This is a genomic window from Acidovorax sp. AC410, assembly GCF_979253235.1.
The window spans coordinates 3,978,918-4,000,452 of record NZ_CEEDCG010000001.1; the positions used below are offsets into that span (position 1 = coordinate 3,978,918).

General features: G+C 67.9%; 22 protein-coding genes. 6 read left to right on the plus strand and 16 right to left on the minus strand.

Annotated elements, in window-relative coordinates; translation table 11 throughout:
- Positions 1-104: 104 nt before the first annotated feature.
- On the minus strand, positions 105-1,379 hold the full coding sequence (locus tag AC0IZS_RS18420) for an MFS transporter (RefSeq protein WP_471636922.1): 1,275 nt from the start codon (positions 1,377-1,379) through the stop codon (positions 105-107).
- Positions 1,380-1,938: 559 nt separating this feature from the next.
- Here AC0IZS_RS18420 and AC0IZS_RS18425 point away from each other — a divergent pair.
- Positions 1,939-3,639, plus strand: a complete 1,701-nt coding sequence (locus tag AC0IZS_RS18425) for a flagellinolysin (RefSeq protein ID WP_471636923.1) — start codon at positions 1,939-1,941, stop codon at positions 3,637-3,639.
- 15 nt (positions 3,640-3,654) lie between these two features.
- Here the strand turns inward: AC0IZS_RS18425 and AC0IZS_RS18430 are convergent, their stop codons facing one another.
- The 5 genes from AC0IZS_RS18430 to AC0IZS_RS18450 form a co-directional block, all read right to left on the minus strand.
- Positions 3,655-4,173: a pilin gene (locus AC0IZS_RS18430; RefSeq protein ID WP_471636924.1), complete on the minus strand. Its 519-nt coding sequence runs from the start codon at positions 4,171-4,173 to the stop codon at positions 3,655-3,657.
- Positions 4,170-5,219, minus strand: coding sequence for a type II secretion system F family protein (locus AC0IZS_RS18435; protein ID WP_471636925.1), 1,050 nt, complete (start codon positions 5,217-5,219; stop codon positions 4,170-4,172). Before AC0IZS_RS18435 ends, AC0IZS_RS18430 begins: the two co-directional genes overlap by 4 nt.
- Positions 5,216-5,665 carry a hypothetical protein gene (locus tag AC0IZS_RS18440; protein WP_471636926.1) on the minus strand — a complete coding sequence of 150 codons (450 nt, stop codon included), beginning with the start codon at positions 5,663-5,665 and terminating at the stop codon, positions 5,216-5,218. The genes AC0IZS_RS18435 and AC0IZS_RS18440 overlap by 4 nt, the downstream gene beginning before the upstream one ends.
- Positions 5,666-5,757: 92 nt before the next feature.
- Complete coding sequence (locus AC0IZS_RS18445) at positions 5,758-6,264, minus strand: pilin (RefSeq protein ID WP_471636927.1); 507 nt, start codon at positions 6,262-6,264, stop codon at positions 5,758-5,760.
- A gap of 115 nt (positions 6,265-6,379) precedes the next feature.
- Entirely contained in the window at positions 6,380-6,856 is a 477-nt protein-coding gene (locus AC0IZS_RS18450) for a thermonuclease family protein (RefSeq protein WP_471636928.1), read from the minus strand.
- A 122-nt stretch (positions 6,857-6,978) separates the two neighbouring features.
- Here AC0IZS_RS18450 and AC0IZS_RS18455 point away from each other — a divergent pair, with 122 nt between their 5' ends.
- Positions 6,979-7,638, plus strand: a complete 660-nt coding sequence (locus AC0IZS_RS18455) for a hypothetical protein (RefSeq protein WP_471636929.1) — start codon at positions 6,979-6,981, stop codon at positions 7,636-7,638.
- Between the two features lie 7 nt (positions 7,639-7,645).
- Here the strand turns inward: AC0IZS_RS18455 and AC0IZS_RS18460 are convergent, their stop codons facing one another.
- Positions 7,646-8,953, minus strand: coding sequence for a UDP-N-acetylglucosamine 1-carboxyvinyltransferase (locus AC0IZS_RS18460; RefSeq protein ID WP_471636930.1), 1,308 nt, complete (start codon positions 8,951-8,953; stop codon positions 7,646-7,648).
- Positions 8,954-9,139: 186 nt separating this feature from the next.
- On the minus strand, positions 9,140-10,216 hold the full coding sequence (locus AC0IZS_RS18465) for a tetratricopeptide repeat protein (protein WP_471636931.1): 1,077 nt from the start codon (positions 10,214-10,216) through the stop codon (positions 9,140-9,142).
- Positions 10,217-10,678: 462 nt separating this feature from the next.
- Between AC0IZS_RS18465 and AC0IZS_RS18470 the strand changes: the two genes are divergently transcribed.
- The gene (locus AC0IZS_RS18470) at positions 10,679-11,281 is read left to right on the plus strand and encodes a DUF2242 domain-containing protein (RefSeq protein ID WP_471636932.1); all 603 of its coding nucleotides are present in this window, start codon (positions 10,679-10,681) and stop codon (positions 11,279-11,281) included.
- Between the two features lie 17 nt (positions 11,282-11,298).
- On the opposite strand, the gene AC0IZS_RS18475 is transcribed toward AC0IZS_RS18470, so the two are convergent.
- From AC0IZS_RS18475 to AC0IZS_RS18490, 4 genes are all read right to left on the minus strand, one after another.
- Positions 11,299-12,117 carry an amidohydrolase family protein gene (locus tag AC0IZS_RS18475; protein ID WP_471636933.1) on the minus strand — a complete coding sequence of 273 codons (819 nt, stop codon included), beginning with the start codon at positions 12,115-12,117 and terminating at the stop codon, positions 11,299-11,301.
- A 78-nt stretch (positions 12,118-12,195) separates the two neighbouring features.
- Positions 12,196-13,200 (minus strand): tripartite tricarboxylate transporter substrate binding protein, encoded by a 1,005-nt coding sequence (locus AC0IZS_RS18480; protein WP_471636934.1) that lies wholly within the window; start codon positions 13,198-13,200, stop codon positions 12,196-12,198.
- Between the two features lie 36 nt (positions 13,201-13,236).
- Entirely contained in the window at positions 13,237-13,983 is a 747-nt protein-coding gene (locus AC0IZS_RS18485; protein WP_471636935.1) for a GntR family transcriptional regulator, read from the minus strand.
- Between the two features lie 91 nt (positions 13,984-14,074).
- Entirely contained in the window at positions 14,075-14,623 is a 549-nt protein-coding gene (locus AC0IZS_RS18490; protein ID WP_471636936.1) for a pseudouridine synthase, read from the minus strand.
- Between the two features lie 228 nt (positions 14,624-14,851).
- On the opposite strand from AC0IZS_RS18490, the gene gltS reads away from it, so the two are divergent.
- Entirely contained in the window at positions 14,852-16,048 is a 1,197-nt protein-coding gene (gltS, locus tag AC0IZS_RS18495; RefSeq protein ID WP_471636937.1) for a sodium/glutamate symporter, read from the plus strand.
- A 1,032-nt stretch (positions 16,049-17,080) separates the two neighbouring features.
- On the opposite strand, the gene AC0IZS_RS18500 is transcribed toward gltS, so the two are convergent.
- Together AC0IZS_RS18500 and AC0IZS_RS18505 are read right to left on the minus strand one after the other, a co-directional pair.
- Positions 17,081-17,293, minus strand: a complete 213-nt coding sequence (locus AC0IZS_RS18500; protein WP_322592854.1) for a hypothetical protein — start codon at positions 17,291-17,293, stop codon at positions 17,081-17,083.
- Positions 17,294-17,304: 11 nt separating this feature from the next.
- On the minus strand, positions 17,305-18,171 hold the full coding sequence (locus tag AC0IZS_RS18505) for a peptidoglycan DD-metalloendopeptidase family protein (protein WP_471636938.1): 867 nt from the start codon (positions 18,169-18,171) through the stop codon (positions 17,305-17,307).
- Positions 18,172-18,351: 180 nt separating this feature from the next.
- Here AC0IZS_RS18505 and AC0IZS_RS18510 point away from each other — a divergent pair, with 180 nt between their 5' ends.
- On the plus strand, positions 18,352-19,635 hold the full coding sequence (locus AC0IZS_RS18510) for a phospholipase D-like domain-containing protein (RefSeq protein ID WP_471636939.1): 1,284 nt from the start codon (positions 18,352-18,354) through the stop codon (positions 19,633-19,635).
- A 36-nt stretch (positions 19,636-19,671) separates the two neighbouring features.
- Here the strand turns inward: AC0IZS_RS18510 and AC0IZS_RS18515 are convergent, their stop codons facing one another.
- Positions 19,672-19,911 carry an addiction module protein gene (locus AC0IZS_RS18515; protein WP_471636940.1) on the minus strand — a complete coding sequence of 80 codons (240 nt, stop codon included), beginning with the start codon at positions 19,909-19,911 and terminating at the stop codon, positions 19,672-19,674.
- A gap of 199 nt (positions 19,912-20,110) precedes the next feature.
- Here AC0IZS_RS18515 and AC0IZS_RS18520 point away from each other — a divergent pair, with 199 nt between their 5' ends.
- Positions 20,111-21,157 (plus strand): hypothetical protein, encoded by a 1,047-nt coding sequence (locus tag AC0IZS_RS18520; protein WP_471636941.1) that lies wholly within the window; start codon positions 20,111-20,113, stop codon positions 21,155-21,157.
- 64 nt (positions 21,158-21,221) lie between these two features.
- On the opposite strand, the gene AC0IZS_RS18525 is transcribed toward AC0IZS_RS18520, so the two are convergent.
- The gene (locus tag AC0IZS_RS18525; RefSeq protein ID WP_471636942.1) at positions 21,222-21,473 is read right to left on the minus strand and encodes a hypothetical protein; all 252 of its coding nucleotides are present in this window, start codon (positions 21,471-21,473) and stop codon (positions 21,222-21,224) included.
- Positions 21,474-21,535 lie beyond the last annotated feature (62 nt).

Here is a 21,535-nt window from a genome sequence, read left to right on the forward strand (position 1 = left end):
GCCTGCCGCCGGGCCAAGGCAAGGGCCTGCGCCGGGTTTTACGCGGGCGAAACAAATGCCCTGCAGGTTGTGAGCACTTGTGTGTGCGCGGCATGCGCGCAGGCTCAGCGGGTCTTGGCCGCTTCCTCGAACTTGTCCACCTTGCGCAGTTGCTTGAAGCCCAGCGTCCACGCGCCCACCACGCCCAGCGTGCAGATGCCGCCCAGCACGGCAGCAGGCACCACGCCCAGCCAGGCGGCGCTGGTGCCGGCGCGGAACTCGCCCAGTTCGTTGGACGAGCCGATGAACAGCATGTTCACCGCATTCACGCGCCCGCGCATCTCGTCGGGCGTGGAGAACTGCACCAGCGCGCCGCGGATGTACACGCTCACCATGTCGGCGGCACCCGCCACCAGCAGGGCCGCAAAGGACAGCCAGAACAGCGTGGACAGCGCGAACACCAGGTTGGCCGCGCCGAAGATGGCCACGGCGATGAACATGGTCTGCCCCACCTTGCGGTTGAAGGGCCGCAGGCTCAGGTACAGCCCGGCACCCACCTCGCCCACGGCCATGGCACTGCGCAATGCGCCCAGGCCGGCGGGGCCCACATGCAGCACCTCGTGCGCGTAGATGGGCAGCAAGGCCACCACGCCGCCCAGCAGCACGGCGAACAGGTCCAGCGAAATGGTGCCCAGGATGATGGGCCGCGAGCGGATGAACACGATGCCCGCGCCAAAGCGCTGCCACATGGTGCCCTGCGCCGCCGCCGGGGGCATGGCGTAGGGGACGGCCACGCGCGCCAGCAGCGCGGCACCCAGTGCAAAGCACACGAAGCACAGTGCATAGGTCAGCTCGCCGCCGCCCACGGCGTACAGCATGCCGCCCAGCAGCGGCCCGCCGATGCTGGCGGCACGCATCAGCATGCTGTTGGCGGCAATCGCCTGGGCCAGTTGCTCGCGCGGCACGATCTGTGGCAGCAGGCTCTGCATGGCCGGGCCCGAGAAGGCGCGCGCGCAGCCGAACAGCACCAGCACCGCATAGATGCCGTTGACGCCCGTGGCGCCATGGCCCGACAGCCACCACAGCAGCGCGCTGCAGACGGCACCCACGGCCCAGCTGATGGCCAGGATGCGCCGGCGGTCAAAGCGGTCGATCAGGTCGCCGGCCGGCAGCAGCAGGCACAGCATGGGGAGGAACTGCGCCAAGCCCACGTAGGCCAGGGCCAGCGGTTCGCGCGTCAGGTCATACACCTGCCAGGCCACCACCACGGCCTGCACCTGGGTGGCGAACACGGCGATCAGGCGGGCGGTGAGAAAGGCCAGGAAGCCCGTGTGGCGGTAGACGCTGGGGGCGGGCTGGCCTGCCGGGAGCGGGGGAGAGGTCGGGGACGGTTGGGACACGGGATGTGCGGAAAATGGGCTGGCGCGGGGGGCGGGCGGGCCGCAGAAAGCTGCGCTGGGCCGGTGCCAGGCCAGCCTATCAGGGTTTGTACCGGGGGCTCGATGCTACCGGCTTTGCGCCGGGGCTGCTGAACGCGGCCTGGCCGGCCAGTGCAAAAAATCCCCGAAAGTTTCTGTTACATCCGCCGATAACCGAAAAAGAAGGGCCGGCATGGGGCCAGCCCTGGCAGCGGCGGCGCGTGCGCAGCCCTGCCTGTTAGAACGTGTTTGCGATCTTTACGGGGACGCGCAAGTCCCTTTTCGGGATGGGATGCAAGGCGCGGGGTGCAGCCAATAGCTGGCTATTGGCAAGCACCGCAACGCCGCAGACCGCCCGAAAAGGCACTTGCCCGAAGGGTTGGGGCGAAATCGGGCGATTGGACGCCCCGGCTGCTTGCATGGGCACGAGCCCATGCGGCGCATCCGAAGCATCCACTCATCCCGATTGCGCCCCAACGCGGCCCCGTAAAGATCGCAAACACGTTCTTAGGTCGGTCAGGAGTTCTTCTTCGGGCATGCCATGGCGTTGAGCATCAACACCAATGTGATGTCGCTGAGTGCGCAGCGCCACCTGAGCGTGGGGCAGAGCGCTCTGGCGACTTCCCTGCAGCGGCTGTCCTCGGGCCTGCGCATCAACAGCGCCCGGGACGATGCGGCAGGCCTGGCCATTTCCGAACGCTTCACAAGCCAGATCCGCGGCCTGAACCAGGCCGCGCGCAACGCCAACGACGGCATTTCCCTGTTGCAGACTGCCGAAGGCGCCATCAGCACCATCGCATCGAGCCTGCAGCGCATCCGCGAGCTGGCCGTGCAGGCCGCCAATGGCAGCTACAGCGCCAGCGACCGCCAGGCCATCCAGGCCGAGGTGGCCCAGTTGGCCTCCGAGATCGACCGCACCGCCAACACGGCGCAGTTCAATGGCATGAACGTGTTCGACCCCACCCGGGGCAGCCTGGTGGGGGATGCCAGCCTGCTGGCCGTGTTCGACGGCATGACCAGCGTGGGCAGTTGGCTGGAGAGCAGTGAGACGCTGATCGGCAAGCTCTACGGCATCAAGGCCGACGGGGCGGCGCTGGCGGTGAAGTACACGGGCTACACCGATGGCGCGGGCGGAGTGGCCGCTTACGTGCAGGCCACCGGCTTTGACGGTCAGGGGCGCGGCACCAACCTGACCCTGCAGGTGGACATGGCCGATTTCGTGCCGCCCAACTTCCCCGACGGGGGCAATGCCCCGTACTACAACGACCGCATCATCGCGCACGAGATGGTGCACGCCGTGATGGCGCGGGCCACCAACTGGCAGGACATCACCAGCAACAACCTGTGGTTTGCCGAGGGCACGGCCGAGTTCATCCAGGGGGCGGACGAGCGGGTCAAGGGCGACATCGCCAACGTCGGGCTGCCCGCCGTGGTGGCGGCCATCAACGGACCCTCGAACACCAGCGAGTTCTACTCATCGAGCTATTCCGCCGTGCGCTACATGCACAGCCGCATCAAGGGTGCGGGCGGCGAGGGCGTGAAGGATGTGCTCACCTACCTGAGCGCCAACCCGGGTTCGACGCTCGACCAGGCGCTGGCCAACGCCTCGCAGGGGCAGTTTGCCAGCGCCGCCGACTTCAAGACGCAGTTCTCCGCCAACGGCGCGGCCTTCATCAGCGGCTTCGACCTGAACAATGCCGATACCGGCGCCATCGGCGGGCAGGATGTGGACGGCGGTGACGTGAAGACCGCCACCAGCACCGTGCCCAACAGCGGCAGCCGCTCGGGCACCGACGTGCTCGACGGCTTTGCCGAGTCTTTCGAAACCATTGCCACCTCCAAGGGCGGCACGACGACCAAGGTCTTCCAGATCGGTGCCAATGCCAACCAGACCCTGGAAACATCGATAGGCGCGATGGGCCTGTCGTCGCTGGGGCTGCGCAGCACGCTGGATGTGACTATCTCGCCGGCCCAGGCCATCGTGGCGGTAGACCGCGCGCTCGACTACGTCAACAGCCAGCGCGCCGTGATCGGGGCCCAGGCCTCGCGCCTGGAGTCGGCCATGGCCAACCTCAACAACACCAGCGAGAACCTGTCGGCCAGCCGCTCGCGCATCCTCGATGCCGACTTTGCGGTCGAGACCGCCACGCTGGCGCGCCAGCAGATCCTGCAGCAGGCCGGCTCGGCCATGGTGGCCCAGGCCAACCAGTTGCCGCAGGGCGTGCTGGCGCTGCTGCGCTGATCTGCGACTGGGCGTTCAGGAGACGGGCGCGCCCCGGCACTCAAGGGGGAGGAAGTGGCTTGGCAGGTCGGTGGCGTTGCTGCCATGGACCTTCATTTTCTCCGGCACGGCGGCCTGTCCGCAAATCCATGCGATGGGCACCTGCGGGTAGCCCTCCACCACGGCGGGCCGCAAGGTCAGCGTCTTGCCGGCCAGGTTGCGGTTGGACAGGTTGCCGTAACGGATGTGCAATGCGCCTTGCTCCACCACCAGCTGCGTCACGTAGTTGCCCATGATCTGGTCGGCAGGCGGCAGTCCCGCCGCCGCGTTGCTGGCCGGCAGCGATTTCGTGCGGGCGTAGTGGGTGCCCACGGCCTGCCGGGCAAACTCCGCCAGGTTCTGGCCTTCGGTGACCTGGGTGCGGATGATGCGGTCCTGGTAGGACGGCATGGCCATCGTGGCCATGATGCCCATGATCGCGATCACCACCATCAGCTCGATGAGCGTGAAGCCCCGGTTGCGGCAGGTGGGCAGATGTGGGAAGCGATCGGTCATAGCATCTGGCCCAGTTTCAGGATGGGGAGATAAATCGACACCAGCAAGGTGCCGATGAGAGAGCCCACGCAGGCATATAGGGCGAACACGATGGTGCGATCAAGGCGGGCCAAGGCTTCGGCCCATTCCGTGTCTGCCCAGGCTTGCAGATAGGGCAGTGGCATGCTCGCGTCGTGGGCCTGCTCGGCCACGGCCAGGTGCAGCGCATAGCGTTGTGGCAGCACCCCGGCAGTCTCGAACGCTTTGCTCCAGCTGTGCCCGGCGGCGATGGCCGCCTGCAGCTCCTGAGCGGCTTTCTTGAGCGGGGTCGGTCCGGTGGTCGAGGCCAGGTGGCCCAGTGCTGCAGCGGGCTGGATGCTGCTGCCCGCCGATGCGCGCAGGATGGCCAGCGCGCGGACGGCAAGCTCCGCCTTGCCCAGGCGCCGCGTCAATCCCGAGGCGTGGCCTGCATCGGCCAATCGCCTGGTCCATCCAGCGGGCAAATGCCTTGCAAACATGCACAACAGGAGCAAGGCCACGATCAAGGCGGGCTGCCATCCGATCAGCAGCCACTGCAGCGGGCCGTTGTCGAACACCGCACGGGTGAGGGCCGGCAGTTCGTGGCCGATTGCTTCCATGCCCTCGCGCATCGACGGTACGACGAACATCAGCATGGAGACAAAGAGCGCGCATGCCGCGGATGCAAGGGACGAGGGCCAGATCAGCAGCAGTGCCAGATCGGTGCGGCCGCGCACGCGCAGTTCCGTGTCTGCGGCGAGTGCCTGCAGCGTGTCGGCTTGCTGGTGCGGTCCTTCGGTGCCCTGGAGCCAGGCGGCAGTGTCGGGACTGGAGAATGCGGGCAATTGCTGCAAGGCCTGGCCGAGCCCAGCGCCCTGTTCCAGGGCCTGTGCCGTGTCTGCATAGGCACGCCTTGTGGCGCGCGGCAATTGCGCGTCTTGCGCCAGCAGGCGTGTGACAGGCGGCAGGGCACTGCCCGCTCGTGTGGCTGCCGCCAGATGGCGCAGCAGCAGCGCTTGGTCCTGCAGGGTGTCTTGGTTCTTCTTCATGGATTCCTGTCGGTGGCAGCGCCCCTGCAGGCCGCGGGTGTCTCTGCTGGGGCCATGCCACTGATGGCGGCGGGGTAGGGGGTTGCCCACCCAGCGGGTACGGGCTTGCCTCCGCACAGCCAGAGCACGGTCCAGGCCGGTGCGTCGTCGGGCAGTGCCGGCCGCAAGCCCAGCAGCACGGGATGTGCGCCGCTGCGCAACTGGCCTGCGGCCCGCACGCTGTCCCCAAGCCGCTCGTACCGCATGTCCTTCAACCGGCCGTCGTCGCGGGGGTCGTGCAGCATGCCCGCTGACTGGCTGATCGGCAGCGGCTGGGCGCGGGCGCCGGCCTCCTGCAAGGTTCCGCGCATGGCGATTTCCAGGGCTGCTTCCAGCCGGGCACCGCCCAGCAGGGTCAGGGCCTCCATCGCATGGGCCTTTTCTCGCAAGGGCCACAGCGTGGTCATGCATGCGGCTGCGGCGCTTGCGATGATGAGCGCACTTATCGCAATCTCGAGCGGCTTCATCCGCTCACGCAACCAGGCTGGGTGGCGCAGCATCAGCGGGGGCGGCATGCGGAAGGCAGGTGTTTGTTCTCCAGCAAGGATGGGGCCGCCGGCATCGGTGCCACGCGGGTGCCTGCGGGAGAAGGGGCGTTCTGGCATATCCAGGCCAATGGGGCGGTGGGCGAAGCGTCCCGTATGGCGGGGCGCATCACCAGCAGGGCGGGCTTGGGAAGGTCCTTGCCCAGGGCATCGGAAAACCGGATCGACAACACCCCTTGTGCTACGTCGATGCCGTCGACCCAGGCGCCTTTCATGAGCGCCGGTGCCGGCAGGCCCGCAGCTGCATTGTCCCGGGGTAGTACGCCCCAGCGGTCATAGTATTCGGCAATGTTTTGCTGGGCGGCCCGGCCCAACTCAAGGCCTTCCGCAACGCGGGCTCGCAAAAGGTAGTCCTGGTATGCGGGCAAGGCCACGGCGGCCAGGATGCCAATGATCCCGGTGACGAACATGAGCTCCAGGAGCGTAAAGCCAGCAGATGTGCGGCGCAGGGGGCGGGTCATGCAGGTGGTGCGACGAGGGCGGATTGTGGATGGGAAGGTGGGGCCGTAGGTGCGCGCCGGATTCTTCCACACGCGCGGCGACCAGACCAGTATTCCATGGCCGGCCCAGGTGGTCTCAACCGGTGGTGGCGCGGATCCCAACGGGGCCGTAGGGTTTTTGGTGCCGGTGCCGGTAGTCCCAGGGCGCCAGCGGGCGTTTCTGGGCCCACAGGCCTTCGCCCTGGGCACGCGCCTGGCGCTGCAGCGGTGCCAGGTGCGGGTGCTGCTGCGCATACGGCGTGTACACCCAGGCCAGGCCCGCCGTGACCTGCGCCGTGGCCACGTCGGTGCCGCCGCAGCGCACATTGGCCACCGTGCGGCCGTAGCTGTCCTCCTCGATGGGCTGCAGCGTGGCGCGCTGCTTGAAGCACATCTGCGCCAGGTGCTGGCGCGCCTTCTGGCCGAAGGCCTGCTTGCGTTCGGGCGCATCGATGGCTGCCACCCGCACCTTCATCTGCTGGTAAGCCCCGGGCGTGCCGCAGCGGGCGGTAAGGGTGTCGCCATCGCTGATGGCGACCACGAGGCAGAGCAGGGCAGCAGCAGGCAGGGGCATGGGGCGGGAGGCGTCTGGCGGGCAGTGAAAAGCACGCGCATTGTCTCCTACACTCCGTGCTGCGCGGCCCATGCAGGCTGCGTGCACAACGAACGACAACAGCACGAGAGAGGGAGTTTCAGATGCGTACCGTGATTTGCGCCACCCATTCGGGCAGCGTGCGGCGATGGGCTGCCGTGGCGTTTCTGATGCTGGCGGCTGCCCTGCCTTGCGTGCAGGCCAAGGACGAAGCCGGCGCCTATGGCAAGACGCTGGAGAAGATCTACGACCTGTCGCCCGAGACTCTGGCGAAGTTCCAGCGCTTCCAGGAAAAGCAGGCGCAGAAGCCGGGTGACAAGGGCAAGGGCATCTACGCCGACACCGAGCGCTGGCGCGGCGACGAGCTGTCGCTGCCCACCAGCAAGAACCCCTTCACCATCGTCGTCAAGGTCTCCGGCGTGGCGCTGGCCGATGGCGACGCCGGTTCGCGCTGGCAGACGGGCCTGCAGTTCGACGGCCCGTCACCCATCTCCTTTTTGCCCGAGCTGGTACACAAGGGCGCGCGTGCGGGCCAGCCGGTGTCCATGGTCGGTGCCTCCAAGGGCGTGAGCTTCAAGGAAGACCGCATGGCGGCCCCCTCGCTGGAGTTCGAATCGTCGCGCAACCTGCGCATCGACCGCGTGCAGGTCGAGGTCTGGTCGGGCATCCGCAAATCGACGTGGATCGAACTGCTAATGTCCTGGTCGCCCATTCTCACGGGCGTGGTGTTCCTGGGCGTTGTGCTCTGGTTCCGTCGCCAGTAGCGGGCCCTTACTCCTCGCTGGTCCACTCCACGTTCACGCCCAGGCTGCGCAGGTTCTCGACGAAGCGCGGGTGGGCGCGGCGGATGGGCGCGGCATTGCGGATCTCCGAGCGGCCTTCGATGCTGGCCGCCACCATGAACAGGGCAATGGCCACGCGGATGATGTAGGGGCTTTCCACCAGCGCGGGGGAGAGCGGGTTGCCGCCGAAGGTGATGAGGCGGTGCGGATCGGACGAGAACACATGGGCGCCGAACTTGGAGAGCTCGCCCGTCCAGCCCAGGGCGCCGTCGTACACCTTGTTCCAGAACATGCAATTGCCCTGTGCACGCACCCCGAGGGCGATGAAGATGGGCAGCAGGTCCACCGGGAAGTAGGGCCAGGGCGCGGCCTCGACCTTGGTCAGCACGTTGCTCGTGAACGGTGTCTGCACCTTGAGCGGGCCAGGGCAGTGGGCGCGCGACCAGCCGTCCTCGTGCGTGACCACCACGCCGAACTTGGCGAAGGTGCGGTCGATCAGCGGGAAGTTGCCCGGCGCGCTGTTGCGCACGATCACGTCGCCGCCGGTGATGGCGCCCAGCGCCAGGAAGGTGGTGATCTCGTGAAAATCTTCGTCAAAGCGGAACTCGCCACCGCCCAGCGCCGCGCCACCCTGCACCGTGATGCGCGAGGTGCCGATGCCGTCGATGCGCGCGCCCAGCATCACCATGAAGCGGCAGAACTCCTGCACGTGGGGCTCCGATGCCGCGTTGGTCAATGTGGAGGTGCCGTTGGCGGCCACGGCGCAGAGCACGAAGTTCTCGGTGGTGGTGACGGAGGCGTAGTCGAGCCAGTGGTCCGTGGGCGTGAGCGCGCCCTGGTGGCTGCTGCGCACCAGCAGCGAGCCCTCGGCGCGCTCCACCGTGCCGCCGAAGCGCTGGAAGACTTCCACATGCGGGTCGATCTCGCGCACGCCCAGGGTGCAGCCCTTGACGTTGTCTTCGAGCCGCGCCACGCCAAAGCGGGCCAGGAGCGGCGGGATCAGCATGATGGACGAGCGCATCTCCTCGGGCAGGCGGTGCTGCGCGGGGTCGAACACGGTGTTCTGGTGGTGCAGGCTCAGCGTGCCCGTGGCCTCGTCCAGCTGCACGCTGCTGCCCAGCATGCGAAAGATGTCGAGGATCTTGCGCACGTCGGTGATGTCGGGCACCCCATGCAGGCGCAGCGGCTCGCGCGTGAGCAGGGTGGCGCACAGCACCGGCAGCACGGCGTTCTTGTTGGCGGACGGGGTGATGCGGCCACGCAGGGGCGTACCGCCGTGGACGATGAGGTTGGACATGGGGAAACCGGAAAGAAAGGGGGAAGGCGAGCAGGGCGGAAAAAGGCACGGCGGGCGCTGCGCCTGCTGGCGCTGCGCTCCGCGAAAGCCCTGCACTGTACCCGTACCGCGCACCGGCGCGTGTATCCGCCGGTAATCTGCTGCTCAGCAGGTCGGCTTTAGATCGGCCACTCCAAAGCCAGGGGGTCAGAACCCGAACGGTTGCCCTGGCTTCCAGGCGTCGGCCAGGCGCTTGGCCTCGGCCACTTCCACGATGCTCATGCCGGGTGCCAGGCGGCGCATGGTGCCGGCCGCCCAGAAGGCGCCGCGGTTGGGCGGGACGAGCGTGTCGTCCTGCTGCTGCTCCTTGTGCGCGCGCTGCGCCAGGTCCAGCAGCATGTGGGCGGCCACGGGGCGGCGGCCAACATTGTCCAGGCCCGTGGAATAGAGCAGGCCCAGGCTGTACAGGCCCGACGGGTCACCCTGGCGCGCGGCGCGCTGGTACAGGTTTTCGGCCTGCTCGGCCTGCTGGGTCACGCCCAGGCCGCGCTCATAGCTGTAGCCCAGCTGGACGCTGGCCAGGGAATATCCCTCGCTGGATGCCTTGGTCAGCCAGCGGATGGCCTGGTCGGGGTCCTTGGGGACGCCGCGGCCGTCGCGCAGCGTGGTGCCCAGCACCAGCATGGCGCGCAGGTCGCCCTTGTCTGCCAGGGCCTGCAGCTCCTTCACCGCTTCGGGTCCTTCGCTGCTGCGGCGGGCCTGCTTTTCCAGGTCTTTCATGCGTGCCTGCTGGTCCTGGGCGGCTTTCTGCGCCGCCACTTCCGCCGCGCGGGCATCGGCCTCGACCTTGGCGGCGCGCTCCTGCGCGCGCACCTTGTCGGCGTGGAACTTCCAGCCGATCAGGCCCCCGCCGATGGCCACGGCCAGTGCCAACGCAATCCAGGTCGTGGGAAGCTCGCGCGGAGCTTTCTTGCGGGATTTTTCCTTCTTCTTGGCCGCTGCTGCGGCTTCGGCGGCAGCCGCCGCCTCGGCGCGCTGCCGGGCGGCCTTGCCGACATAGGGTGCCGGCGCAGGGGCAGCAGCCTCGGGTTCGCGGGGCTTGGGCGGGTCTACCTTGTCATAGGCCACTTCGCAGCTGGGGCACTGCCAGTCGGGCGCGGTATCGGTCGGCTGCCGTGCGTACTTGCAGCGAGGGCAGGTGCGCTCCGTGAAGACGGTCTTGGTGGCGGCGGATTCCTTCTCGATGGGTTCCAGCGAAAAGGACAGGTCGGCTTTTTGGTTCACGTATCTCTTCCTTCACCGCGCACGAAAGCGCGGCCCTCCTCGGGCATCTTGGTGCGGCTCCCTCCCATAGGGGCGCCAGCTGGCCCATAGCCACATAGTGTATTTGTAGTAAATGGTTTTTTGTATGTCCAGATGTGTAACGAGGGCAAAGGTATCCCCATCCCCACCGGCAACTTGCAGCGCCATTTGTAACAATCAAGACCAATATCGTGCAGGGGGGCTTGCGGGCTATCGAAATGAGAGCAACATGGCATGATGGTGCCTCGGCTGAGAACTTCACAGTCCGGGCGCCGTGTTCCGACGAAATGCCATTCCATGGACGAATTTCATTTTTAGAATGCCGGGAACCGACCGCAAGTGTGGCGCCTCACAGCGACAGTTGCCCGCCATTGTCTGCAGTGCCGGGCGCCCCGGACCCCCTCCCATGCCTGCCTTTTCGGAGTGCCGCTTTTGAATCCGACGATGCCCTCGAACCCGTCTGCCCCTGTGCCTTTCGGCGCCACGCCACGCGCCCTTCGCCCGCTTGCCGCACTGCTGGCTGGCGTCGCCATGCTGCTGGCTGGCTGCGGCACCCTGCCCAGCAGCACGCAGGGCCCCCAGGCGCCGCAGGAGAAATTCGGCTCGCTGGCCACCTACTCGCGGCTGTTCGATGCCACGCCGGCGCAGACCTGCGAGGCATCGCGCCGGGCGCTGCTCAGCCAGGGCTACATCATCAACACCAGCTCGGCTGAGCTGGTGGAGGGCAAGAAGAACTTCCAGCCCGGCACCGAGACGCATATGCAGATGGTGATCCGCGTGGTCTGCGTGCCCGAGTCGCCCACCGGCAAGATCAGCCTGGGCTTCGTCACGGCCATCCAGGACAGTTTTGCGCTGCGCAAGACCAACAACTCGGCCAGCCTGGGTGTGGGGGCCATCGGGTCGGTATCGCTGCCGTTCTCGTCGAGCAGCGAATCGCTGGTGCGCGTGGGCAGCGAGACCATCACGGCGGACACCTTCTATGAAAGCTTCTTCGACCTGGTCAAGCGCTACCTGGTGATCGACGAGGCGGCGCAGGTGAACGAGTAGGCGGTGGGCCTGCTGTTTCAGCGGTACAGCTTTTCGCCTGCATCGCGGATGCGCAGCGCGGCCTCATGGCCCAGCGCATTCACCACCGGCTCCCACACGCTGGCATAGCGCGGCAGCGCGTCGGGCGCGAACGAGGTGTGCGGCCAGTCGGAGCCCCAGACCAGGCGATCCCCCATGTGCGCGGCCACGCGGGTGATCGCCGGGTGCAGCAGGCCGTAGGGCGCGCTGGCCTGCAGCCGGTACCAGCCCGAGAGCTTGACCCAGGCGCCCTGGCTCGCGAGCTTGGCCAGGGCCTGCCAGGCGCGGTCCTCTGCCGGCAGCAAGCCGTGCAGGCCGGCCAGGTGGTCAAGCACGCAGGCCACGGGCGTGCCCTGGTGCAGGTGGACGATGGTGGCCAGGTCTTCGGGGTTGGCGTACCACTGCACATGCCAGCCGCGCTCGGCCAGGCGCGGGGCCAGGGTCTTCATGGTCTCGGGGCCGTTGCCCACGGGCGAGACGAGGTTGAAGCGCACGCCGCGCACGCCCAGGGCATGCATGCGGTCCAGTTCCGCATCGGGCACGGCGCCGTCCAGCACCACCACGCCGCGGTGGCGGCCGCTGGATTGGGCCAGCGCATCGAGCAGCACGCGGTTGTCGGTGCCATACACGCTGGGCTGCACCAGCACCAGGTGGCCCACGCCATGCGCTGCGGCCAGCGCCTCGATATCGGCCAGCGGCCGGTGTACGGGCTGGTAGTGGCCGGCCTGCGCGGGTGCGGCACTGTCGAACACGTGTACGTGGGTGTCCCAACCCTGGGGCGGGGCAGGAGGGGAAAGGGGAGAGGTGGAAAAAGTCATTTCAGTCACACGCTGCGGTGTTCCGGTGGCGCATGCACGAAGCGTGCGCGCTCCCTGCCGGCCACCCGGGGCGGGGGCTTATCCCACAGAAATCTTGCGCTCGCGCACCACTTTGGCCCACTGCTCCTGCTGCGCCGCAATGAATTTGCCGGCGGTCTGCTGCGAGGCATCGGCGAACACATCGCCCCCCAACTGGCGCACGCGGCCCAGCACCTCGGGGTCGGCCAGGGCCTTGCGGATGGCGGCCACCAGCGTGGCCTTGGTGTCTGCCGCGATGCCGGCGGGGGCGAGCAGCGGGTTCCACTCCAGCACCTCGTAGCCGGGCACGCCGGCCTCGGCCATGGTGGGCACCTCGGGCAGCGAGCGGGCGCGCACCATGCTGGTCACGGCCAGCGGGCGCAGCTTGCCGGCCTGGATATGGCCCAGCGACGAGGCCACGTTGGCAAAGAACAGTGGCACCTGCCCGCCCATCACGTCGGTCATGGCCGGGCCGCCGCCGCGGTAGGGCACGTGCAGCAACTGCACGCCCGCGCGCCCCTCGAACATGGCGCCCGCCAGGTGCTGGGCCGAGCCATTGCCCGACGACGCATAGGTCAGCTCGCCCGGCTTGGCCTTGGCCAGCTGGATCACGTCCTTGACGGACTTGGCCGAGAAGCCAGGCGTACACACCAGCACGTTGGGAAAGGTGACCAGCACCGCCAGCGGGGTGAAGGCCTTGGCGCTGTCGTAGGGCAGCTTGGGGAACAGCGAGGGGTTGACCGCGAACGACGAGGCATCGAGCAGCAGCGTGCTGCCGTCCGGCGTGGCGCGCGCCACCTGCGAGGCGGCCAGTTGCCCGCTGGCGCCCGGCTTGTTCTCCACCACCACGCTCTGGCCCAGCGCGTCGGCCAGGCGCGGCGCGATGATGCGCGCGATCAGGTCGGCGCCGCCGCCCGCAGGGTAGGACACCACCAGCGTGACAGGCCGGCCACCGGCCACCGTGGCCGCGTGGCTGTGGGCCACCCAGGGTGCGGCCAGTGCGGCGCCTGCGGCCTGCAGCAGCAGGCGGCGGGGGATGTGGGAAGTGGGCGTGGATGGTGCCATGGTGGGTGCTCCTGCTGGGGTCGGGGGACGAGAGGGTCAGGTGATCGTTACGGAGTAGTGGAAGGCGTGGGCATCGCCGCGCGTGGTGCGCCATTCGACGCAGCGGCCTGTCAGGTCGTAGGCGCTGCGCTCCACAGCGACGCAGGGGTGGCCGGCCGGCAGGCGCAATTGGGCCGCCTGGGCGCCGGTCATTGCGCCAAAGCCGATCTGGTCCACCGCGCGGTGCACGTGCACGCCACAGCGGCGCGCGAACATGGGGTAGAGCAGGTCGTCCCACCCCGCCAGGTCGTCGTCGGCCAGCGGTGCGAACAGGTCCAGCGGCAGCCACATCTCTTCGATCAGGCAGGGCTGGCTGGCCAGCAGACGCAGCCGCAGCAGGTGCAGCACGGGCTCACCCGGGCCAATGCCCAGGCCGCGCGCCACGGCGGTCGTTGCGGTCACGCTCTTGCGCACGAGGATGCGCGACTGCGGCACTTCGCTGCCGCCACCGCCGCCGAAGCGAAAAAACCGCAGCATGGACCCGCCCGCAATGCCCTGGCGCACGAAGGTGCCCTTGCCATGGATGCGCTCGATCAGCCCTTGCTCCACCAGCAGCTCCAGCGCGCGGCGCATGGTGCCCAGGGCCACCTGGTGCTCGGCAGCCAGCAGGCTTTCGGCCGGCAGGGCGCTGCCCGGCGGCCACTCGCCCGCCACCACGCGCACGCGCAGGGCATTGGCCAGCGCGGCATAGCGGCGCATGCCGGGGGAGTTGTCGACCAGGGCGAGGTGCGAGGGGGATTCCATGCAAAGAACTATAGTCCTCTATAGGACTTGAAAAATCCGGGTTTACCCTTGATGGGGACTGCCCTTGTCGGCACGGTGGGCCCGCTGTGGTCTACAGCACGGCCTGTTCGGCCCACGCCCCCGGTGCCAGCCCGTCGAGCGTGTAGGGGCCGATGGCCGCGCGGATCAGCCGCAGCGTGGGCAGGCCCACGGCCGCTGTCATGCGCCGCACCTGGCGGTTGCGGCCCTCGCGGATGGCCAGTTCGATCCAGGCCGTAGGGATGGCCTTGCGCTCGCGGATGGGCGGCGTGCGCTCCCACACCGCTGGCGGTGGGTCCATCAGGCGGGCGCGCGCGGGCCGGGTCGGGCCGTCGTTGAGCTGCACGCCGCTGCGCAGCTGCGCGAGGGCCTCTTCACCGGGAAGGCCTTCGACCTGCACCCAGTAGGTCTTTTCCATTTTGAAGCGCGGGTCGGCAATGCGCGCCTGCAGTGGCCCGTCGCTGGTCAGCAGCAGCAGGCCTTCGCTGTCGGCGTCGAGCCGGCCGGCCACGTACACGCCCGGCTGGTCGATGTAGTCCTTGAGCCCCTGCCACTTGCCCTCGGCCGTGAACTGGCTCAGCACGCCATAGGGTTTGTTGAAGCGGATCAGGCGGGGTGGCATGGGGGCGGCGCGGTGGCGCAGGGAGTGCAGCGGTGGGTGGGCGGGCCGCCAAGCATAGCCGCAGCCAGGGGGCCGCTGCGCGCAGCCTGCGAATGCGCTGGAGGGGCATTTCTGCGGCGATACACTCGCCGGCTCGCGCAGCGTGCTGCTGCATCCCCCTGGCCACCCCATTCACGCGGTGGCTGCGTTCCGGCCCGGCCTTGCTGCCTGGCACCAGCCAACTCCACCATGATCACCATCCAGCTGGACATTGCACAGACCATCGGCGTTGCCGCCGTGCTCCTGGTCCTGGGCGACTTCATCAAGAAGCACGTAGGCGTGCTGTCGCGCTACTTCATACCAGGCCCCATCATCGGCGGGCTGGTGTTCTCGCTCATCGCGCTGGTGGGTCACCTGAGCGGCAGCTTCGCGTTCGAGTTCTACGACAACATGCGCGCCTTCTTGCTGCTGGTGTTCTTCACCACCATCGGCTTTTCTGCCAGCTTCGAGTTGCTCAAGAAGGGCGGGGTGGGTGTGGCCCTGTTCCTGGCGGCGGCCGTGGGGCTGGTGCTGCTGCAGAACACCCTGGGCGCGGGCCTGGCCACACTGCTGGGCGTGCATCCGCTCATCGGCGTGGCCGCGGGCTCCATTGCGCTCACGGGCGGGCATGGCACCTCGGCCGCGTTCGGCCCCCTGCTGGAGCAGGCTGGCGCAGCCGGCGCCCTGCCGGCCGCGATTGCTGCCGCGACCTATGGCCTGGTGGCGGGCTGCGTGATTGGCGGCCCCCTGGGCACGCTGCTCATGCGGCGCAACGGCCTGCACGCGCATGGCGCCAGCGCTGCCACCGCGCCGGCCATACCGGTGCCCGTCACGGCCAACACGGGCAGTGGTGGCGATACGGTGATGTACGCCAGCATCCTGATTGCCGTGTCCATCGGCATCGGCACGCTGCTGGTGAACTGGCTCAAGGACCTGGGCGTCACGCTGCCCTCGTACCTGGGGCCCATGCTGGTGGCGGCGCTGGTGCGCAACCTCATCGATTGGCGCAACAGCGAGCTGCCGCTGCGGCAGTTCGAGGTGGTGGGCCATGTGTCGCTGGCCTTCTTTCTGGCCATGGCGCTGATGTCGATGAAGCTGTGGGAACTGGCCGAGGTGGCGGGGCCGCTGCTGGTGATCCTGGTGGCGCAGACGGCGCTGATGTTCGCCTACGGCTACTGGGTCACCTTTCGCGTGATGGGCCGGGATTATGACGCCGCTGTCATTGCCGCAGGGCACTGCGGCTTCGGCATGGGGGCCACGCCCAATGCCATGGCGAACATGCAGGCGTTCACGGCGGTCAATGGGCCGTCGGTCAAGGCGTTCTTCGTGATTCCGCTGGTGGGTTCGCTGTTCATTGATTTCTTCAATGCGGTGGTCATTACGGCGTTCATGAATTTCTTGAAATGATGGGCCGCTGAAGCCGTTTTGCTCGATTGCTGCTTTTGCTTTTGCTTTGCTGAAGGCGGAGGCCGAGTTGCCTTTTGCCGTGGCGAGTAGGCAGGCATGGCGGGTTTCTGCCGTCGTCGCTCGTGGTCGATGGCTGCTGTGTGCTTTTGCTGAGGGCGGAGGCCGGGATGTGCGCCCGGCGGCGCACCTACCTTCTTTTGCGTCGCCAAAAGAAGGTAGGCCAAGAAAAGGCGACCCCGCTGCCCGTGTCCCCCTCGCCGGGGGCGAGGGGGCAGCCTGCGATGCTCGGTCCTGGGGTGACGCCGAAGAACTCCCTGCGCTGCCTCTGCGAAGCAGCTCCGGTCAAACAGCTTCGGCGAGTCAGATGACGAGGCGCGTGTCCTTCGGCACGCGCTCACCCCAGGCCCTGCGCTTCTCGGCACGGTCAGAAGGGGGTGGGAGCGGGCTCCACACGGGCCATTGCTTCGCTCGGCCTGTGGTCCTTCGCTGCGCTCGGCTCGCCAGAGTGATCGCGCCCAACCTGTCGGCAGCGCGCACCGCGCGCGTCCCCGACCCCAGGCGCAGCTGCGAAGCAGCAGCCGTGCGGTACCCGCTCCCCACCCCTGCTGGCTGCGCCGAGAAGCGCAGGGGCTGGGGTGGGTGCGTGTGCCGAAGGACACACGCACTTCGTCATCTGGCTTGCCGATGCTGTCTGAGCGGAGTTCACCCGCCGGGGGAACGCAGCGAGTTCATCGGCACCACCCCAGATCCGAGCATCGCAGGCTGCCCCCATTCGCCCGACAGGGCGAATGGGGGACGCAGACTGGGGGCCGCCTTCTCTTTGGTGACTTTCTCTTGGCGGCCAAGAGAAAGTTACTGCGCCGCCGGGCGCACATCCCGGCCTCCGCCCTTCATCAAGGCACGCAGCACCCACCCAACAAGAACCGCAGAACCGCAGAACCCCTTGGCCCTGACCCCGACCTGCAGGTCATGAACACAGCCATAGGCCACGGCAATCAAACGCCGCCTGCAGAGTGCATGCAAGGCGGCACGTCAATCGTTGCTGCCGCCCGTTACCGCCTTCACCCCAGCAGCCCCCACGTCCACCGTAGCCCCAACCACCTTGGCCCCCACCTTCACCGTGGTGGCCGCCACGCTCACCGCCGCATCGGCCACAGCCACCACGGCGCAGCCTGTGCAGCACAGTGCCAAGGCGGCAGAGGCCAGGGCGCGGCCTGTGCGAAGTGTGTCGTGGTCAAGTGCCATGGCGCTTGCCATCACGCCTGCGGCACGAACAGCGCCGGGTCCACCATGGTGCGGTTGAGCATCACCCCCCAGTGCAGGTGCGGCCCCGTCACACGGCCGGTGGCGCCCACGGCGCCCAGGCGCTGGCCGGTGGCCAGCACGTCGCCCACGTTCACGTCGATGGCGCTCAGGTGGCAGACCATGGAGAGCAGGCCCCGGCCATGGTCCAGCCACACGGTGCCGCCGTTGAAGAAGTAGTCGCCCGTGTCGATCACCCGCGCCGGCAGGGGCGAGAGGATCGGCGTGCCCGTGGGCGCGGCGATGTCCATGCCGCTGTGCGGATTGCGCGCCTGGCCGTTGAACACCCGGCGCAGCCCGAACGAGCTGGAGCGGCGCCCGGGCACCGGCACGCGCATGCGCAGCGAGTCGAGCGCCTGGCCTGCAGGCGGCTCGGTGAAGGTGGCCATCACCCGGGCCTGGTGGTCGCGCTCGCGCTCGTAGCGCGCCTGGTCTGCGGGCGACAGGTCCACCGTGCGCGGCGACACGGTCAGGTGCTGCTCCTTGTACTTCTTGGGCGCCACGGTGTAGGCCAGCTCGCGGGCCGCACCACCGCCGGTTGGCTGCACGGTGATGTGCGCCTGTCCCGGCTGGGCGGCCAGCGGTATGCCGACGATGGCCGTCCATTCGATGGCATCGCCCACCACCAGCACCGGCACGTCGCCCACATGCGCCACCGGCCGCTGGGCCGCTGGGCCGAGCGACAGGCGGGCCACGCCGCCCGGTACCTGCAGCGGCTGCGGCCACAGCGTGGGGGGAGGCGGTGCCTTGGCATGGAGTGTGGTGGCATGCAGTGCCAGCAGGCCGCTGCCAGCGCCGAGAAGGGCGGTGCGCCGGGTCATGCCGGCGTGTCGGAGGATGGGGAGAGTGTCTTGCTGGGGCACAGAGGGTAGAGCGTTTGTTCGTTAGATCGTCGGCAGGCGGGCAGGCAGGCGGGCAGGCGGGCAAGCCGCCATTGTGCCGGGCCTTTGAAACGATGTCGGCCTACATCGCCCCGCCAGGGCCCCACCCACAATCGCGCCATGAAAAAAACAGGTCGCACCCTGCGCATCGTCTTGCTCACCTTCGTGGCCACGGCCGCGCTGGTGCTCTTTGCCCTGAACTTCACGGCCGGCGAGAAAAAGGTGCAGCACCAGATACCGCGCCTGTACACCAGCGCCAGCCCGCAGTTCGAGCGCGCCATGGGCAGCCTGCTGGGCCCGGGCATCCTCCCCGGCAACGAGGTCAAGGAACTGATCAACGGCGACCAGATCTTTCCGCCCATGCTCGCAGCCATCCGCTCGGCCCAAAAGAGCGTGACCTTCGAGACGTACATCTACTGGTCCGGCGACATTGGCAAGCAGTTTGCCGACGCCCTGGCCGAGCGCGCCCGCGCGGGCGTGGCGGTGCATGTGCTGCTCGACTGGGTGGGCAGCGCCAAGATGGAGGAGAGCTACCTGGCCGAGATGAAGGAGGCGGGCGTGCTGGTCGAAAAATTCCACAAGCCCCACTGGTACAACCTGGCGCGCCTGAACAACCGCACCCACCGCAAGCTGCTGGTGGTGGACGGGCAGGTCGGCTTCACCGGCGGCGTGGGCATCGCGCCGGAGTGGACAGGCAATGGCCAGGACCCCGACCACTGGCGCGACTCGCACTACCAGGTGCGCGGGCCGGCCGTGGCGCAGATGCAGGCCACCTTCCTGGACAACTGGCTCAAGGTCACGGGCAAGGTGGTGCATGGGGACGCGTACTTTCCGGCGATTGCACCCCAGGGTACGCAGCGGGCGCAGATGTTTTCGAGCTCGCCGTCGAGCGGCAGCGAGAGCATGCAGCTCATGTACCACATGGCCGTCACCGCGGCCGAGCGCAGCCTGGACCTGTCGGTGGCCTACTTCGTTCCCGACGACCTCACGCGCCAGCTCATGCTCGATGCCTTGAAGCGCGGCGTGCGCGTGCGCCTCATCACGCCCGGCCCGCACACCGACACCGAGACCGTCAAGGCCGCCTCGCGTGCCACCTGGGGTCCGCTGCTGGAGGCCGGGGCCGAGATCTACGAGTACCAGCCCAGCATGTACCACTGCAAGGTCATGATCGTGGACCAGCGCATGGTGTCGGTCGGTTCCACCAATTTCGACAACCGCTCGTTTCGCCTCAACGACGAGGCCAACCTCAATGTCTACGACGCTGCGTTCGCCGAGCGGCAGACGCGCGTGTTCGAGGAGGACCTGGCAAAGTCCCGGCGCGTGACGTACCAGGAGTGGCTGGAGCGGCCGCTCAAGGAAAGGCTGGCCGAGCGGCTGGCGGCGTTGCTGGAGTCGCAGTTGTGAACTGGATGACTGAACAAGTGCGGTGAAGCCACATGGTCACGTGCTGCGTCCAGGCACCTGGTATTTGGCGATCACATCCTTCAGGTCTACGGCCCGGAGTTCGCTTCGGCGAAAAGCTGCTAATCGGTTTTGCGATTCTTGGGTCCACAGCGAATTCAGTGCTGGGTCCGGCACGTCCAGACTGTCCAATATCCCTTCCACCAAGGCCAGCCGCTCACCGGGTGGGAGCTGCAAAGCTTGTGCGCTGATGGCGTCGGCGTTGGCGTTGGCAGGCATGGTGATGTCCTCGGAGCGGTGCTGGCATTGATTCTTGCACAAGCATCTTGGTGCTGCGACCGACATATCTGGATACCTTGATCATCGGGGGATCAGAATGTTCCTTCCTACAATCCCGCGTCCAACAAAAGGGAGAGGGATTTTCATGGCGCAGCGGCGAAGCATTCTGGCAGGTATGTGGGCATGGCTCGGGGCTCTGATGGCGGGTGCTCCCGGCGCGGCAGGGGCCGCGGCAGATGGCGCCACCGCTGGCCGGGCCGGCATCCATCCCTGGCTCAAGGCGGGCGACAGCGTGGTGGCCGATGTGATGGTCGATGGCAAGGTGGTCGCCAGGCTCGACCACCAGGCTGCGGTGGAGGGGCTCACCAAGCCGCCAGCGCTGGTGTTTGCGCTGCCTGTGGGCCTCAAGCGGGTGCGGCTGCGCGGCAAGGCCACGCTGCAGGGCGTGGCGGCGTCGTTCGACCAGACCTGGAAGGTGCGGGACCTCGCCCCCTACTCGGCCCCTTTGTACGAGCAGGGCAAGCCCTTGGTGGAACGCATCCGCGGTCTGGCGGCCAGGCTGGAGGGGGCATTCACCATCCAGCCCGGCGATGGCGGCGCCAAGAAGAAGCCCGCCAAGGCCGCGTTCGCCGATCTGGAGAAAAGCCTGGGCGCGGCGCTCCCTGCACCGGTGAAGGCGCTGGGGGACTGGCAGATCAAGGTGGACCATTCCAATTTTGTGCCGGCCGCCGACATGCGCAGCGTCACGGCCATGCTGCTGGCCGAGGGGGGATACACGCCCACGGGAAAGCTGGGGCTCGACACCATGCTCTCGCCCGGCGTGCGTGCCCGCTACGACCGCAGCGTGGGCGTGTTCCTGGAGGTCGGCGACGGCCTGGGCACCCTGGCGTGGGACCCTGCGGGCGTCACCGCTGGCGAGCCGCCCAACACCGCGAACGACAAGGGCAACCCCGGCGCCCGGCCAGGGCCTGCGGGCGAAGGGGTGTGGTATTGGGTGCACCAGGAACACATCGATGAGCCCGTGCTGCTGCTGGACGACGACTACCGTCCCAGGACGGCCGAAGCGGCGTTGACCCATGTGTTCCAGCGCTTCGTTCTGTCGGCCGGGGAAGCTGCGGAGACCGATGATGAACTCGTGCTGGACACGGCCAACCCCCGCGCCAACCTGCTGCAACTGAGCTTCGACGGCCCCCGTCGGCCGCGCCTGCGGCTGCGCAGCTACGACCACCACTACAGCATGTATTGAACTTCCGTGCCGCCGCAGTGCGCCCTCCATCAAGGGGAGGCGGCGCGCAGCGCCACGGGGCGCATCAATGCGTGACGAATTCGTAGGTGACGGCTTCGCTGTCCACCATGTCCAGCACCTCGTGCAGCGCATCGTCATCCTCGGGGCTGCTCCACAGCTCTTCGGGGTCGGTGGCGAACAGGGGCTCGATGGCGATGTCCATGAAGCGGCCGTCCGGCAAGCTCAGCACGGGCGTGCCTTCGGAGGTTTCTACCAGCGTCCAGTCCTCGGGCACGGACATTTCGACTTCGATGGTGACTTTGAGTTTTTTGGTCATGGTGTGAGTTCTCAGTTGGTGAATGCGGGCAGGGTAACCTGATTCGGCCTCGTGTGCGGCGC